Source organism: Alteribacillus persepolensis, assembly GCF_900099605.1.
In the GTDB taxonomy this organism is placed as follows: domain Bacteria; phylum Bacillota; class Bacilli; order Bacillales; family Marinococcaceae; genus Alteribacillus; species Alteribacillus persepolensis.
On the sequence record NZ_FNDK01000001.1, the window covers coordinates 369,600 to 385,723 of the forward strand.

Below are 16,124 nucleotides of genomic sequence, written 5' to 3' on the forward strand. Positions count from 1 at the left end.
TATATCAAATACATTCTTACCGACAAAATAAATGGCACGCAGCTTTGCTTTTCAGTTTGCATAAAGCTTATTTGTTTCCGGCAAACTAAAACCGACGTGCTTTAGCAGATGAGGAGGAAAATGGTAAATGAGACCAATCACACCGCTTATACAAACAGGCTATTCCTTACGGGCTTACTTTGACAATCGCTGGCCAACACCGCTTGCTTTTCTATCTGTAAACAACATCCAGGTAACAGGCGGGAATAACAGCCAGATTAAACCACTAATAGCAGCAAATCATCCTGTTATCCTTGCTGATTGGTAACGGCTTTTATAATGAGTAAAGCCAACTACCACACACGTAGTAAGAAGCTAGAAATGCTGCTATGGAGTATTGCCCTGCCTGGATTTGGTCATTTGCTAAACGGCAAATATATTAAAGGTATTGTATTAATTTTTTTAGAGTTTCTAGTAAATGTTATGGGTAATTTTAATCAGGTCATTGTTTTAAGCTTTCACGGGCAGATTCAAGAAGCAATCCAGCACACGAATTATCAATGGCTGATGTTTTATCCTTGTTTGTATTTTTTTGCTATTTGGGATGCATATAAAGATGCTGGAGGCGGAGAAAAGCCATTTGCATACTTGCCTCTCGCCTTTACTGCCTATTTTGTAACAGTAGGCTTAATTTTCTCCCCTGTATTTACAATATTTGGAATCAAATTCGGACCTATATGGCTCCCTATGTTATCGGTCCCCGTTGGTTTAGGCGTCGGCGCGTTGATCAGAAAAATCTTGTTACGAGGATATACTTAGTCAAATCGGTTTTATGACTCCTTGCTATTTTATTGCAGCGATGTACATCTCATTATCATAGGAGGCTTTGTTTATGTATGATAATAAAAATTGTTTAACATCAGCTGAAATTGGCTGTTTGTGGACGATGTATATGAATGACAGCATGTCGAAATGCATATTGGCATTTATGTTAGAACACCTCGAAGACGAAGATGTTGTTGAAGCGGTAAAACATGCTTATGACATATCACAGCATCACCTGGATGTTTTGGCAGATATTTTTGAAACAGCAAACTGGGCAAAACCGGTCGGCTTTCAAGCGGAAGATGTAAATTTGCATGCGCCATGGCTGTTTTCCGATGCTTTTTGTTTAACATACATTAACCATATGGCCAAAGTCGGTATGATTACCTACAGCGGTTTTGTTGCGATGAGTAAACGAAATAATATTCGGGGATTATTTAGTGAGGCATTAGTAAAAACGAACAATTTATTTAATGAAACCACTGAAATAGCGGAAAATAAAGAACTGCACGCAACACATCCATTTATTGAAATACCGCAAGAAACAGACTATATTGAAAGCAAAGATTATTACAGCGGACTAAACCCTTTGAAGCAGAAACGACCGCTCAATGCGATAGAAATATCCCATTTATATACGAATATTATTACCAATACTGTCGGTTTAAAGCTTAGCATGGCTTTTGCACAAACATCACAGTCTAAAGAAATTCAAGATTTTCTCTTACGCGGAAAAGGTATTTCCAACAAACATATCAAAATTTTCACCGACATTCTGCTTGAAAATGATATTGCCGCCCCCCGTCTGCCCGATTTAAGCGTCAGTGATTCAACAACACATACATTTTCAGACAAATTAATTATGTTTCATATGTCGCTTCTTAACTCAGCCGGCACCGGAAACTATGCGACAGCCGCTGCTGCCAGTCAACGCACTGACTTAGCTGTTAACTACGAGCGTTTGTCTCTAGAAATTGGCCAGTACGCCAAAAGCGGAGTTGATATTATGATCAAACACCATTGGCTCGAACAGCCTCCCGGAACAAAAGACAGAGAAATGCTTGCGAGAAAAAAAGAATAAAGCCACACCGAAGAGCAGTCTATTTTATAAGGACTGCTCTTTTTTATGGCGGTTTTTTATAAAAGCAACGATTAATAGAAAAACAGGAACGATGACTTGAAGAGGCAGATGCATATACAGCGGCACTATCGTAATCCCTTCATACATATGTTCAGCATAACTGCTCGCTTGTGTTAACGAGATAAATAACACAACGATTCCGATTGGATACACAAGTTTGGATTTGTTTTTCACGTTGCATATAACCGATACACTAATCACACCGGCATAAAAGAAAAGGCTGATTTTAATAAAACCACCAATAATTAAAGCAATCATAAAAAACACATCTAAACGCTCTAAAAACTCAGCAATTTGAATCGAGTGAATGGTATTTAAAAGCGGAAATTGTGTGCGTGCTGTTAACTCCACGCCTAAGACAGCAATGTTAATGCTCATCGTTACTATTAAATTAACGCCGCTCAATAGGATAGCTATAATACCAGCTTTTTTCATCGCTTTTTTGTTTTTGACATAGGGATAAATCATCGTAAAGACGATAATCTCTCCAAATGGTACGTACCACGTCTCTGTAAAAACCGTCTGCAGGACGGGCTTGAATCCATCTTCAAGCACCGGCTGTAAATAGGAAAAGTCAATTAACCCCGACACCACGACCAACACAAATCCGGCAATAGCTAAAGCATACAATATGACAAATAACAGTTCACCGGTACGAGCAATCACTTCAATGCCTTTATATACACCATAAACGACCGTTAACAAAAATAATGCATTGACGATAAACAGCGGTGTTTCATTATAAGCAAATGTAACAAGCATTTCCCCAAAATCACGCAGCACCCTTGCAGCAATATACAAAAAATACACCGTATATATACAGGCCACTACAGTTCCAAAAAACTTTCCCAACAACTCTTTAACAAATTCTGGCGGTGTTTTGTCAGGATAATAAAGATGCAGCCGCAGATGAACAAAAAACAACAATAAACCTCCGAGCATGCCAAAAAATATCGCCAGCCAAACATCTTGCTTTGCCTCAATACCTAGAGGGATTAATAGTGCACTGCCCAACTCAAAAATAAACATCAGTACGAATAATTGACCGGCATATATGTTGGCTTTTTCCACTATTTATCCCCCCTCAATCCATTCATTCCACGTCTTCTGAAAATGTCGGTTCATTCCTTAGTCCAGAACGGCGAATATATGCATCCGCATTTACGTTCACCTCAACAGTTGGAAAATGGTCTTCATTCCACGTTTTTTCCAGTTTCCTCCACAGTTTGGGATCTTTTCGATGCAGCAGTTCGCCAAAACCAAGATAATCTGTTTGTAATTCTTGTGCTTTTGCCACAGCCTGTTCAATTATTTTTTTGATTTCTTCACCAGATTTTTTTTCTACGGTGCCAGAAAGAAACGGATTGCTAACATTAATGGGCACATGTGCTTCCCCCACCTCTCCTTCTGTGGAAACTTGGATATCAAACACCGGGAGGTTATCTTGTATACGAACGGACACATCTGTTTTATTGCGTACAATTTGGAAAACGAGCGCATCTTTTTGTCCTTTCCAATCCAATGAAACGGCTGTCTTCTGAATATCATCCAGCACCCACAAGGCCCCTCTGGACGCTTCGTTAGAAATACGGTCAATCATTTTTCCGTCTTGCATCACTGCCATCCCTGTTGCTTCAAGACGGGCTTCCGGAGAAGTCGTCTGGATATTATCGATTTTTTTCCCTTTCTCTTCATCACCATGTAACGTGAATATGGAAACGAGCGGCTCATGGCCCGACTGACCAACATGCTTTAACACCTCACGCATGTTGGTATCTTTATGTTCTCCCCAAAATGACTCAGTCGTTTCTAACGTTTTAATGACTTTATTGGCTGGTATTTTATCCAAACTTGTTAATGCGGTCACAAATTCCCCGGCGGTCGTTCCTTCGGCAATGATGACACGCGTCGTTGTACGAAATTCAGGGTCCCGTTCAAAGGCATCAAAAACCTTTTCTAAACCTTCTTCCCTCGCCAACTGTTCTCCGACTACAAGTAAGTTTGTATGTGCGTAATAAGGACGGCGGGATACTTTTTCAGAAACACGCCGGTTCACTTCTGTCATCGTCGGACCCGTGCTGCTGTACGTTGTCACCGGAGGACTTTCCGATCCCCCGCGAGAAAGCGTTCCTTCTCCTGCCACATTGCCAGGATTAATTACTTGAAAAGTCGCAGCATATTGACCGTCACCTGTTGCATCCATCCCAACCGCTGAAATAAGCGCCAAATCTGGAAGCTCTTGGCTGCTCCAGCAGCCGGCAAGAAACAAAAGCAGTAATCCACTTATCCATGTCGTTACTCTTTTCATATAGTCGACACCTTTTCTTTCAACATAAAAAGGATTATTATTTCATCGTCCGGTCCGTTGGCGGAGATGGTTTCTGGTTGTCTCCTTGTCGCATCACATTCCCATCCACTGTCAATGCCGGCCTTTTTTTCACTTTCCACCACGGCATTCGAATGATTGTGTCTCCAGCTCCGGACGCATCGAATGGAGCAAGTGGTGCCATGTATGGCACACCAAATGAACGAAGGCTGCAAAGATGGATCAGCAGCACAATAAAAGTCAGGATAATACCGTAAAAACCAAACGTTGCCGCTGCAATCATATTTACGAAACGGATTAGCCGGGCAGCAATAGCGATGTTATAAGAAGGAGTAGCGAAACTGGCAATCGCCGTAACCGCTACCACAATAACCATCGCTGGTGAAACAATCCCTGCTTGGACAGCTGCCTGCCCAATAACCAACGCCCCAACAATGGATATCGTCTGGCCGACAGCTTTTGGCATTCGAACCCCTGCTTCTCGTAATACCTCAAAAATGATTTCCATCAAAATCGCTTCTACTACAGCAGGAAGTGGTGCTGCTTCACGCTGAGCAGCTAGCACGATTAGCAGCTGCGTTGGTATCATTTCTTGATGAAACGTTGTTGCTGCAACGTATACAGCTGGCGCAAACAAAGATGTAATAAAAATAATAATGCGTAACAGCCGGATACTGGTTGCAATATCAAACCGGCTGTAGTAATCATCAACAGATTGGAAAAATTGCACAAATACAGCTGGCACCATTAAAACAAATGGGGTGCCATCAATGAAGATGGCAATTTTTCCTTCTAGCAGGTTGCCCGTGACAACATCAGGCCTTTCTGAATGGGCAATCGTCGGAAATGTCGTCGCTGTTTGATCTTCGATGAGCTCTTCAATATAGCCAGACTCTAAGATGCTGTCGGTATTTATCCGGTTTAGACGGTTTTCTACTTCCTGGACAATGTCACTTTCCGCCAAGCCGTCAATGTACATAATCTCAACATCCGTATTCGTTACTTTGCCAAGTGTTATGGATTTCACCCATAATTTCTCGTTTTTAATGCGCCGGCGCACGAGGGATGTATTCGTGCGAATCGACTCGGTAAACCCTTCACGTGGTCCTCTAAGAGAAATTTCTGTCGGCGGTTCATCCACAGAACGGCTTTCGCCGCCCTTTGTATCCGTACTTACTCCTTCAGAAAAGCCTTCAATCAAAACAACTGTTTCACCATTAAATAACGCTTGAAACAGTTCGCTGTGATTATGAACGCGAGTTAATTCTCCTAATGCCACCACTTTTTCTGCAATCGTTTCTAATATATTGTCTGCTGGATTTTTTTTTAAGTCGTCATCGTTAATCAGCGAATGAATTAAAAAGTCATCAATGGCCTGCTGGTCTACAATGCCCTCCACAAACACAACAGCAGCTTTTGTATGCGCCTGATCGTTCAACGTAATTTCACGAATTGAAATATCTGCACTGTTTCCAGTTTTTTGTTTCACTGCTTCTACATTTTGCGCTAACGAATCGCTTAACGGTTCATTTTTTTCAGTTTTTGCTCCTTCGTCTTCGTTTGATTTGGATGAAGTTGTACGTGCCTTGGAAAGCTTTCTCAGCTTAAATGTCATAACGCATAGTATCCTTTGCATGTTTTTGTTAGTTTTTTGCAGGAAAGCCAAGTATTATACTAGTCTTTTTAGAGTAAAACAGCTCCACATGAAAGAAACTACTCGTAAGAGCGGGGTTGATAACGTGAAAATTTTAATGGTGACAATCGTATTGATGGTATTATTATCGGGTTTATCGCTAAGTTTAGATGTCATCATAGGGCTGGACAAACTAGAGGCTGTGAAAAACGCGCTAAATCCGTTTCGTGTGATGGAGACAGTCGAGATGTTCATCCTGGCCTTTCTCGTACTGCTTATATTTGTTGATGCATTAGTGTTTTGGTACAACAAACATAAAAAAGGCACAAGCAAATGACAGAATGCGGAAGCTGAAGGTGGGTTTTATTGTGGAAGAACAAATTTTATACCGGCACATTTTCAATTTAAAAGAAACGCTTTCTGCCTATACACAAACGTATTGGATGCAATACTCAAGTATTGACACGTGGTTTTTTTGGATGAATGTAGCCACCATTGTGATTCCGCTTATTGTTTTATATTTCTATATTGATAAAAAACGGTTATTTGAAGTTTGTTTTTTTGGTTACACAGCCCATGTCGTATGGTCCAATATTGACCGCATGCTGTCATCCTATAATTTGCTTGTACACCCGCACAGCCTGACACATGTACTTTTAATCCCTGGAGGTATCACCGTTACCACTGCCCTGTTTCCGGTTACGTTTATGCTTTTGTATCAGCATTGCACCGCACATAACAAACATTTTTGGCTGTACGCAATTGCTGCATCCATTGTTTTTTCCTACGGCTTTGGTGGCCTCTCTCTGTTAACAGATCTTCTTCGCATGCATAAATGGATGAATCTGACATACCTGCTTTTTATTGATGTATTCGTTGTGTTTATCAGCTACTGGGCAACAAAAGGCTTTTTATTCTTTAAGTACAAAACGTGATCCATCAATAACTTCCACGTCTGCCCGCTGTTGGATATCTTCCATGAGGTGAAATAATGCGGCGTCTTTTTTCTTTGCTTCTATCATGCAGTCAATTTGTTTCACACTTCCTTTGATTGTGTGTAAAAAATCAAAAAACATGTTAGTGTCCACATAATCAGCGTGATGTCGAAATTTCTGGGTGCTCTTCGGGCTGGAAATGTGCATTTTCACTGGATGCGGTGAATCTTTCCACGTTTGTACCACGCGGTTCCACTCCCTTTCCCACTCCCTTTTATTATGGTTAGCCAGATGATGATGGTAATCAAATACAAGCGGGACTCCTAACTTTTCACATAAGTATAATGTGTCTGCAAGCGTAAACGAGACATCATCATTTTCAAGCATGATCATTCGCTGCAAATGGGATGGGATCACCATCCAATTCGTAATAAAACGCTCAAGCGACTGTTCTTTTTCTTTGTATTCTCCTCCCACGTGTATGACACAACGATGCGTCGTATCAGTGTGCATGCCTTCTAACAGCCGGAAATGAAGCTGCAATGTTTTGATAGTATTTTTAACTACATCTTTGTCTTTAGCGTTAATCAGCACAAAATGATCAGGATGAAAATCAATCCGCATGTTATGCTTATTAGCAAATTCCCCCACTTCACTTAATACATCAGCAATGGGAGTCAGATAGTCCCAATCGTGAAGTTCTTCATGGTTGGCAAGCGGAATCAAGCGGGAAGTCAGCCGGTAAAAATGGATAGCCGAAGCAGCATTATGTTTTAAATGGCGCAAGGTATTTTCTAGATTTGACCGCGCGATTTTTTCCAGTTTTCGAATGGCCGCTTCTCTGTTATCAATTTTTTGAAACTGTGCAAATGTCATCGTCTGGGACGGCGAAGCATTCTCAAGTTCTGTGCTCATGGCTACATAACCAAGTCGAACCATTGTCATTTTTTATCACCTCTTCTGCTTAGTATGATAGATTGCAAAGGGGTTGATACATGTTGACCAATGAATCAGAGTCAACAAAAAAACAGGGCCCCATTGCGCAATGGAACCCTGTTTTACTCCCCTTGTTATGAGTAGATGCAGCTGCTTTTAATCATGAAAATTCAATCCAGATGTCACTTCTTGGACGTATCCTGCCCGAATGACATAATCCCCGAAACGCTCGCCGTCATTGCGTCCTTTCGCATAATCAAATAAAAGAGAGCGCAGTGTTTCTAAAATTTCCTTTTCTCCAATGTTTTCTTTATACAGCTTATTTAAACGCTTCCCCGTAAAGCTTCCCCCTAAGTATAAGTTATATTTACCTGGCGCTTTTCCAATAAACCCAATTTCAGCAAGTGTTGATCTTGCACAGCCGTTCGGGCAGCCGGTCATACGGATGGTGATTTCCTCTTCTTTCAAACCTGCTTCTTCTACAATATCTTCGAGCTTATCAATTAATGATGGCAAATAACGCTCAGACTCAGCCATTGCTAACCCGCACGTTGGAAAAGCGACACAAGCCATAGCATTGCGCCGAAGCGCTGAATCCCGCTTTCCGTCAGATAACCCATATTTCTCAATCAATTCATTAATTTGGCGCTTCTTTTGCGGTGTTACGTTACTAATCATAACGTTCTGGTTTGGCGTAATACGAAAATCTCCTGTATGAACACGAGCAATTTCCCGCAAACCAGTCATCAGCTTATAATCTTCCGTATCTTTTACACGGCCATTTTCAATAAACAACGTTACGTGCCAGCGATTGTTGATTCCCTTTACCCAACCATAGCTGTCTGTATTACTTTCAAAGTGGTACGGACGCGCTTCTTCTAATGAAAAATCAAGCCGCGCATCCAATTCTTCTTTTAACCACTCCAACCCGTAACGATCAATGGTGTATTTAAAACGTGCATTTTTTCGATTGGAGCGGTTGCCGTAATCACGTTGGATTGTTAATAATTTTTCGGCGACATCAATCACTTGTGCCGGTTTGCAAAAGCCTATCACGCGTCCTACCTGTGGGTATGTGTCTTCTTCACCGTGCGTCATGCCTAAACCGCCGCCGACACTCACATTAAATCCTTGTAATTCTCCGCTTTCGACAATTGCAATAAATCCAATATCTTGAGAAAAGACGTCAATGTCATTCGACGGCGGAACAGCAAGACCGATTTTAAACTTCCGCGGCAAATACACATCTCCATATATCGGCTCTTCTTCTGTCGAACTATCGATGACTTTTTCTTCGTTCAGCCAAATTTCATGATAGGCTTTCGTTTTCGGCAGCAAGTGCTCACTAATTTGCCCTGCCAAATTATACACATCTTGATGAACCTCGGATTGATGCGGGTTGGCATTGCACATCACGTTGCGGTTTACATCGCCGCAAGCAGCAATGGTATCCAGCATTACTTCATCCAGAGCCTGCATGTTCTTTTTCATGTTCCATTTGAGAATGCCGTGCAATTGAAAGGTTTGTCTGGTCGTTAGACGCAGCGAATCATTACCGTATGTTTGAGCAACTTCATCCATTTTCAGCCACTGTTGCGGCGTAGCGACCCCGCCCGGAAGACGGACGCGGACCATAAATGAATAAGCCGGTTCAAGTTTTTGCTGTCTTCTCTCATTCCGAATATCACGATCATCTTGCAGATAACTGCCATGAAACTTTGTCAGCTGCGCATCATCACTTGACACCGCTGCAGTGATCGAATCTTGCAGCGATTCTTCCAATGTCCCTCTTAAAAAGTTGCTTTCTCGTTTGATGCGTTCGTTATCACTTGGCGGTCCATCTTGAGTTGGTACAACTTTATTTTGTGCCATCATGAATCTCCTTTCCCCGTTCTATTAATACACGTCACGCTGATAACGTTTTTGTTGCTGCATATCTTCCACATAGGCAATGGCGTCTTGTTCACTCATACCGCCTTCATTTTGTAAAATCGTTAAAATCGCGTCGTGCACGTCACTCGCCATGTACTGCTCATCTCCGCAGACATAGACAACGGCCCCTTCTAGCAGCCAGTTATAGAATTCTTTGCTTTTTTCAAGCATACGGTGCTGGACATAGACTTTCTCTTTCCCATCTCGGGAGAAAGCGACATCCATGTTCGTTAAGGTACCTTCTTTGAGCCACCGCTGCCACTCTGTTTGATAAATGAAGTCGGTCTGGAAATGCTGATCTCCAAAAAACATCCACGTTTTGCCTGCTGCTTCGATTTCTTCTCTTTCTTCAAGAAACGCTCGAAACGGTGCTGCACCGGTTCCCGGACCAATCATAATGATTGGTGTGTCCGGATCTTCAGGCAGCTTAAAGTTTGGATTGCGCTGAATATATACCGGCAGTGTATCACCTGATTCTGTCCGCTCTGCACATTGCCCGGAGCATACCCCTGTGCGCTTACGGCCATGCGACTCATACCTGACCGTTCCAATTGTTAAGTGTACTTCATCAGGATTAGCACTGGGACTGCTTGCAATCGAATATAAACGTGGCGGAATTTTCCGCAAGATATTTACAAATTCACTTGCCGGTACATTCCAAGGAGCAAAATCCCGGCCTAAATCGAGCAAGTCTCTTCCGTCTATATACTCTCGTAACTTCTTTTCATTTCCTTCTTTCGTTAATTCATGCAGCGCTTTATTTTCTGAAAGTGGAGCAGCTTTTGCCAAGAGCGGTTTGGTTAATACCGTAATTTCATAAGTGGAAAGAAGAGCTTCCCGCAGCGTTTTCTGCTCCCCTTTTTTATTAACCGTTATCTTCTCGTCCGGGTCCCAGCTCATCTCATCTAACAGCTTATCTACCAGCTGCGGATCATTTTCCGGATAAATACCTAAACTGTCACCCGGCTCATATTCCAAGCCTGATCCCTCAAGAGATAATTCAAGATGGCGTGTTTCTTTATTGGACCCGCGTCCATTGAGATTCATATTTTCTAATACTTCGGCTCGAAATGGATTACTTCGTGAATATGATGGCTTAGCCGCAGCCTCTGGCGCCGCCGCACCCATCGGAGCGGTTGCTGCCGCAGCTGCACTGGCGTCTTGTGTTTCATTTAATGCAGCAATAACGCCTTCGATCCACTCTTGCGCTGACTCTTCAAAGTCTACATCGCAGTCAACCCGGTCATGTACCCTCACTGCCCCTAATTCTTCGAGGCGCTTGTCAAAGTCTTTGCCTGTTTGACAGAAAAATTCGTACGATGTATCACCTAAAGCTAAGACGGAATAACGAAGGTTTTCCAATTTTGGAGCGCGCCTGCCTTGTAAAAATTCATAAAAAGACAAAGCATTGTCTGGAGGGTCGCCTTCTCCATGTGTACTGACAATCACAAGCAATTGATCTACTTTTTTCAACGCTTTCGGCTTAAACTCATCCATAGAAGACAACGTTATATCATAACCTTGCCCTTTTAACTTCTCTCCTGCTTCTTCTGCTATCGACTGGCTGTTGCCTGTTTGAGAACCATAAAGAATCGTAATTTCCTTCGATGCAGGTGCTGCAGGCTGCACAGCACTTTCTGGCTGCTGAAACGTCTGTGCTTCTGTGCTTAATGGAGCTTGTGCTGGTACAGCGGCACTTGCTGCTTGATTCGCAGCTAAATAACCGCTTAACCAAATTTTTTGTTCCTCTGATAAAGTTGGCAGTAAACGATTTAAAAGTTCCGTTTGTTCTTGACTAAAAGGACTGTTGTTAATCAAAAGCTGCAACAAAATTCACCTCACAAAACGAATATTCCCACCTTTCTAAAAAAGATGGTCATAATGCTAGATAAAACACCATCATTATGTATACGAAAAATGCCGATCCATCCCTCAAAACAGGCATTATTCTTTCTTTTCTTATTGTGGCATCTAGCTTGAACAATGATTATGTTTTATCGTATCTTTATTATTCCTATGTGTCAAGTTGGTTTTTGATACTAAAAAAGAAAAATATCCACTTGTATAAAAAGAGAAGCATCCTGCGATAATATCTATACCGCGATATCACAGGGATTTTTTAGAAAAATCGCCCTTTTATTGGTACAAAACTGCGGACAAAGGAAGATGGACATGCAAGAATCTCTTGTCGTTGTCGTACGTGCTTTCATTACATTTTTTACGATATTAATCTATGCCCGAATGATTGGAAAACAACAAATCGGCAACTTCACAATGTTTGACTACATCAACGGCATTACGATTGGTTCCATTGCCGCTACTTTAGCCACAGATCTTTCCTCCAAAGCATTCGTCCATTGGATGGCACTCACTGTCTTCATTGTATTAACCATCTTTCTTCAATATATTGGGGTAAAAAACCGTTTTCTGTCTAAAGTCCAAGACTCTGAACCAGTGGTATTAATGCAAGACGGCAAAATTTTGGAAAAAAATTTAGCTGCCGCCAGGATCACAAAAGATGAGTTGATGGCACAATTGCGTGTTAAAAATGTGTTTTCCCCAGTGGAAGTGGAAGTTGCTTTATTAGAACCAGATGGGTCTGTATCAGTGCGCTCATTTTCTGGGTATCAGCCTGTTCAAAAACGAGACCTTCATCTTCCGGAACAAAAAAACTTTTTAACAACGGAGTTGATTATCGACGGCACTATTATTCATCAAAATCTCGCTCAACGAAACGTGAATGAATCATGGCTGATGACGCAGCTGGAAAAGCGGGGCGTGACATCGTTAAAAGATGTGTCGTTTGCAGCGATTTTACCGAACGACGTTTTTTATTTAGACACATTCGAAGACCGTATCTCCGATAAAATGAACGTCAGTGACTATCCAGGCCCTTATTAAGCGTGAAAGGAGAGTAACGGATAATGAAAAAATTTTTACTTTATGCTATTCCAACGCTGTTTATAGCTGTCTCTTGCCTCGTCATGACTGGAGGCAGCTGGTTAAAAGAGCCCCTGCATGGTAATCAAGACGACGTGATGAAACACCTTCAAACGATTGAATATGCGATTCAAAAAGAAGACTGGCAGCAAGCGTCAAAATCGTTAGACCAAGCAAATCGTGCATTGGATACAGTCACCAAGCGGATCCAGTTCAGCGTGGAACGCGATGATTTAATCTCCATGCATCACGCTTTAGCTAAAATTCATGGCAGCATCAAAACGAAAGACTCCCAAGCCGTTTCCTCTGAACTGTACTATTTGTACGACGTCTGGGAATCTTTAGGATAATCAGGATGCGCACATGATAAATGAGCAGCGCAGCAATTTTTGTTTGTGCACTTATTCTTTTACTTTCACAATGATTTTTCCATTGGCGTGGTTCGTTTCGCTTAAAGCGTGTGCTTCTTTGAGCGACGCTTCATCAAATGCGAACTCTTCGTAAATAATAGGTGTCAGCTCGCCTTTTTCATACATATCTGCCAGACGCTGCAGTTGTTCTCCTTTTGGCTGAAGCCAAACAAAGCCACTGTCGACACCATGCTCATCTGCCTCTTCTTTTTCTGGCGGCTTGGCAATCGAAACAAGCTTGCCTTGTTTTTTTAACACATGATAACTCTTGGATTGCACTCCCCCGCCAATGGAATCAAGCACAATGTCGTAATCATGCAATATTTGGCTGAAATCTTCTTCTTTATAATTAATAACTTCGTCCGCTCCGAGTGATTTCAGCAATGCGTGATTTTGACTCGCGGTTGTTGCAACATAGGCTCCAAAATGTTTTGCTATTTGAATTGCAAATGTACCCACTCCCCCAGATCCTGCATGGATGAGCACATTGTCACCTGATTGTATGTTGGCAAAATCAACTAAACACTGCCATGCCGTCATCCCGGCGAGCGGAATCGCTGCTGCCTCTGAAAACGTCATGCTCTCCGGCATAGGAGCAAGCAATTCTTCATCAACAGCTGTATATTCTGCATATGTGCCTTTATTGGTCGTTGCCGGTCGAGTAAACACGCGGTCTCCAACATGAAAATTTTTCACGTCTTTCCCTTTTTCTTTTATCACGCCGCTAGCATCCCATCCTAAGATAATGGGAAACGAAAATGGCAGCATATCTGTTAAATATCCTTCACGTACCTTCCAGTCAATTGGATTAATCGATGTCGCGTATATTTCAAGCAACACTTGATTATCTTTTAATCCAGGCATAGGCACATCCCGTTCTTGCAGCACATCCTTATCTCCATATTCTTCGATCACAATTGCTTTCATCTTAGCTTTCCCTCCTTATGCAGCATTGTTTATATGCTTCCCCTATAAACGTTGAACATAATCTTAATGTTGTAATTTACGATATGGAAGCTGCCATTGAAAAGTCACTGAAAGCATCCGCAACGTAACAATCGCTACAAGCAGCAGAATATAGCCTGGCATGGTTTGTATCCAGCCCAAACCAATAACAAGACCAGCAAGCATCGCCCAAGCGATATAGATGTCTTTGCGCAAAAACATGGGCTTTCGATCTGCCAATATATCACGTACCATTCCGCCGCCCGTTCCGGTTAATGCAGCAGCTGCAATAGCTGCGCTCAACGGATGCCCCATTTCCGTGGCATAAATCGCACCTTGAATGGCAAAGGAAGCCAATCCAATAGCGTCAAATAAAACGCCCCATCGTTTCCAACGATCAAGCCACAAAGACGGCAGCAAAAATGCAACCGTCATCACAATAAATGCAATCACAAACAAATTTCCTTGATCCCAAAGCGCCGATACAGGAACACCAATCAGCAAGTTACGAATGGCACCACCGCCAAAAGCGGTGACAAACCCCAATATATACACACCCATTAAATCATATTCTTCTTCCATGGCTACAACGACACCACTTAGCGCAAACGCAATCGTCCCGATAATGTTGAATAAATCCCATGTCATCATACCCATTCCTTTATACATATAAGATTATGAATGATGTTTCATTACTCACACAGTATATCACGTTCTTATACAGGAAAAAGCGTTTTTATAAGCTGACAACCATTCATATAAAAATAACTGTCGAAATTTTCCTGCGACTCTTCTACAATAAAAAGAAAAGGAGGTGTTTTTCGCTTGTTCGACTTGAGTATCGCTCACATCGTGCTTGTCGTGTTATGTGCTGTCTTTATCGGCGTTTCTAAGACAGGAATCCCTACGCTGAACATATTGGTTGTTGCCGTTATGGCTTCTATTTTTCCGGCCCGGGAGTCCATTGGCATCGTTTTGCCCATGCTGATTATTGGTGACATCGTTGCTGTTACATATTACAGGCGCAGTGTCGACTGGAAAACGCTTTTGTCTTTGCTTCCATGGGTGCTTGGCGGCTTATTGGCAGGTTTTGTGCTGCTTTATTTCATTGTAACGAGCAGGCCTATTGAAATTCTGCTTGGAGTCATTATTTTATTTATGGTTAGTATTCAAATCTCACGTGAGCGGTGGGGGATAAATAAATTGCAAGCTGTGCCAAAGACACGTTGGTTTGTCGCATTGATGGGAACACTGGCAGGTTTTACAACAATGATTGGAAATGCAGCCGGCCCGATTATGGCTCTGTTTTTATTAGCTATTTCTCTGTCGAAAAAAGAGTTTATTGGAACCGGAGCATGGTTTTATTTAGCTGTAAATCTCATCAAAGTACCTATGTATGCTGGTTTAGGTTTAATTACATGGGAGACTCTCTCGTTTAATGCATGGCTCATTCCTGCTATATTAGGAGGAACTGCCTTAGGAATCAAAGTCCTTCCGTTCATTCCGCAAAAAATATTTAATATCGTGGTGTTACTGTTATCTTTAGTTGGCGGAATGCAGTTGGTGATTCCTTAGTGCAAAAATGATGCTGTATAGTTATGACGGCGCTATTAACGTGCACTTGCTTGCACTAGAAACAAAGAAGCTGTCCTTTACGGGGTTCTCCCTTAAGACAGCTCTTTTTTGCAGTTTGTCTGTCGGTTCATTTTTGTATGTTCCAAACGAGCGGTTACTGAGCAGCGAAAACTAAATAGAAGCGCATACTACTAGATCATTCCGTATTAATATGGCTGTTTTTTCCGTTGTTTTTGTTTCTGCATAATCTCATGTGACTTTTCGATAATATCGGTTAACACTTCACCTTTATACACTTTTCCATATTTCGTGTGCTCTTGATAATAATCGACCACTTCATCGAGTAATTTTGCTGTGTCTCTATGTATGCGTACGTTGAGCTGCACTTTTTCCGATGCCATCACATTTCCCTCCCTGCCCTATCAGTTGATATACATGAGATAGCGCTTGCTATCATCTTTATATCAACTACTATCTTATACCTCATTCTCCGTCTATGTCAATATTTGTAAAAGTGTTTACAAACCTGAATCATGCTCGCGAAAAA

At 41.9% G+C, this 16,124-nt stretch carries 17 protein-coding genes; 8 read left to right on the forward strand and 9 right to left on the reverse strand.

Features of this window, described 5'->3' with window-relative positions:
- Positions 1-127 precede the first annotated feature (127 nt).
- The 3 genes from BLT18_RS01795 (at position 128) to BLT18_RS01805 (ending at position 1,885) form a co-directional block, all read left to right on the forward strand.
- A complete protein-coding gene (locus BLT18_RS01795) occupies positions 128-307 on the forward strand; it encodes a hypothetical protein (protein ID WP_091270625.1) in 180 nt (59 codons plus the stop codon).
- A 53-nt stretch (positions 308-360) separates the two neighbouring features.
- Positions 361-798: a hypothetical protein gene (locus BLT18_RS01800; RefSeq protein ID WP_245705142.1), complete on the forward strand. Its 438-nt coding sequence runs from the start codon at positions 361-363 to the stop codon at positions 796-798.
- A gap of 73 nt (positions 799-871) precedes the next feature.
- Complete coding sequence (locus tag BLT18_RS01805) at positions 872-1,885, forward strand: DUF3231 family protein (protein ID WP_091270629.1); 1,014 nt, start codon at positions 872-874, stop codon at positions 1,883-1,885.
- Positions 1,886-1,909: 24 nt separating this feature from the next.
- Here the strand turns inward: BLT18_RS01805 and BLT18_RS01810 are convergent, their stop codons facing one another.
- The 3 genes from BLT18_RS01810 to BLT18_RS01820 are packed head-to-tail and all read right to left on the reverse strand — an operon-like array spanning position 1,910 to position 5,886.
- The gene (locus tag BLT18_RS01810; RefSeq protein WP_091270632.1) at positions 1,910-3,016 is read right to left on the reverse strand and encodes a GerAB/ArcD/ProY family transporter; all 1,107 of its coding nucleotides are present in this window, start codon (positions 3,014-3,016) and stop codon (positions 1,910-1,912) included.
- A 22-nt stretch (positions 3,017-3,038) separates the two neighbouring features.
- Positions 3,039-4,253, reverse strand: coding sequence for a Ger(x)C family spore germination protein (locus BLT18_RS01815; protein ID WP_091270634.1), 1,215 nt, complete (start codon positions 4,251-4,253; stop codon positions 3,039-3,041).
- A gap of 37 nt (positions 4,254-4,290) precedes the next feature.
- On the reverse strand, positions 4,291-5,886 hold the full coding sequence (locus BLT18_RS01820; protein ID WP_091270635.1) for a spore germination protein: 1,596 nt from the start codon (positions 5,884-5,886) through the stop codon (positions 4,291-4,293).
- A gap of 124 nt (positions 5,887-6,010) precedes the next feature.
- Here BLT18_RS01820 and BLT18_RS01825 point away from each other — a divergent pair, with 124 nt between their 5' ends.
- Entirely contained in the window at positions 6,011-6,241 is a 231-nt protein-coding gene (locus tag BLT18_RS01825) for a hypothetical protein (RefSeq protein WP_091270638.1), read from the forward strand.
- A 31-nt stretch (positions 6,242-6,272) separates the two neighbouring features.
- Positions 6,273-6,839, forward strand: coding sequence for a hypothetical protein (locus tag BLT18_RS01830; RefSeq protein ID WP_091270640.1), 567 nt, complete (start codon positions 6,273-6,275; stop codon positions 6,837-6,839).
- Here the strand turns inward: BLT18_RS01830 and uvsE are convergent.
- The 3 genes from uvsE to BLT18_RS01845 form a co-directional block, all read right to left on the reverse strand.
- Positions 6,816-7,784, reverse strand: coding sequence for a UV DNA damage repair endonuclease UvsE (gene uvsE / locus BLT18_RS01835; RefSeq protein ID WP_091270642.1), 969 nt, complete (start codon positions 7,782-7,784; stop codon positions 6,816-6,818). The genes BLT18_RS01830 and uvsE overlap by 24 nt on opposite strands.
- A gap of 147 nt (positions 7,785-7,931) precedes the next feature.
- Positions 7,932-9,647: an assimilatory sulfite reductase (NADPH) hemoprotein subunit gene (gene cysI, locus BLT18_RS01840; RefSeq protein WP_091270645.1), complete on the reverse strand. Its 1,716-nt coding sequence runs from the start codon at positions 9,645-9,647 to the stop codon at positions 7,932-7,934.
- A 24-nt stretch (positions 9,648-9,671) separates the two neighbouring features.
- Complete coding sequence (locus BLT18_RS01845) at positions 9,672-11,534, reverse strand: assimilatory sulfite reductase (NADPH) flavoprotein subunit (RefSeq protein WP_091270647.1); 1,863 nt, start codon at positions 11,532-11,534, stop codon at positions 9,672-9,674.
- 345 nt (positions 11,535-11,879) lie between these two features.
- Between BLT18_RS01845 and BLT18_RS01850 the strand changes: the two genes are divergently transcribed.
- Both BLT18_RS01850 and BLT18_RS01855 read left to right on the forward strand, forming a co-directional pair.
- Positions 11,880-12,608, forward strand: a complete 729-nt coding sequence (locus BLT18_RS01850; RefSeq protein WP_091270649.1) for a YetF domain-containing protein — start codon at positions 11,880-11,882, stop codon at positions 12,606-12,608.
- 23 nt (positions 12,609-12,631) lie between these two features.
- Positions 12,632-12,997 carry a DUF4363 family protein gene (locus BLT18_RS01855; protein ID WP_091270651.1) on the forward strand — a complete coding sequence of 122 codons (366 nt, stop codon included), beginning with the start codon at positions 12,632-12,634 and terminating at the stop codon, positions 12,995-12,997.
- Between the two features lie 51 nt (positions 12,998-13,048).
- On the opposite strand, the gene BLT18_RS01860 is transcribed toward BLT18_RS01855, so the two are convergent.
- Together BLT18_RS01860 and BLT18_RS01865 are read right to left on the reverse strand one after the other, a co-directional pair.
- Positions 13,049-13,984 (reverse strand): NADP-dependent oxidoreductase, encoded by a 936-nt coding sequence (locus BLT18_RS01860; RefSeq protein ID WP_091270653.1) that lies wholly within the window; start codon positions 13,982-13,984, stop codon positions 13,049-13,051.
- A gap of 63 nt (positions 13,985-14,047) precedes the next feature.
- Entirely contained in the window at positions 14,048-14,650 is a 603-nt protein-coding gene (locus BLT18_RS01865) for a trimeric intracellular cation channel family protein (protein ID WP_091270656.1), read from the reverse strand.
- A gap of 177 nt (positions 14,651-14,827) precedes the next feature.
- Between BLT18_RS01865 and BLT18_RS01870 the strand changes: the two genes are divergently transcribed.
- Positions 14,828-15,577, forward strand: a complete 750-nt coding sequence (locus BLT18_RS01870) for a sulfite exporter TauE/SafE family protein (RefSeq protein WP_091270658.1) — start codon at positions 14,828-14,830, stop codon at positions 15,575-15,577.
- Positions 15,578-15,783: 206 nt separating this feature from the next.
- On the opposite strand, the gene BLT18_RS01875 is transcribed toward BLT18_RS01870, so the two are convergent.
- Positions 15,784-15,978 carry a hypothetical protein gene (locus tag BLT18_RS01875; RefSeq protein WP_091270660.1) on the reverse strand — a complete coding sequence of 65 codons (195 nt, stop codon included), beginning with the start codon at positions 15,976-15,978 and terminating at the stop codon, positions 15,784-15,786.
- Between the last annotated feature and the right edge of the window lie 146 nt (positions 15,979-16,124).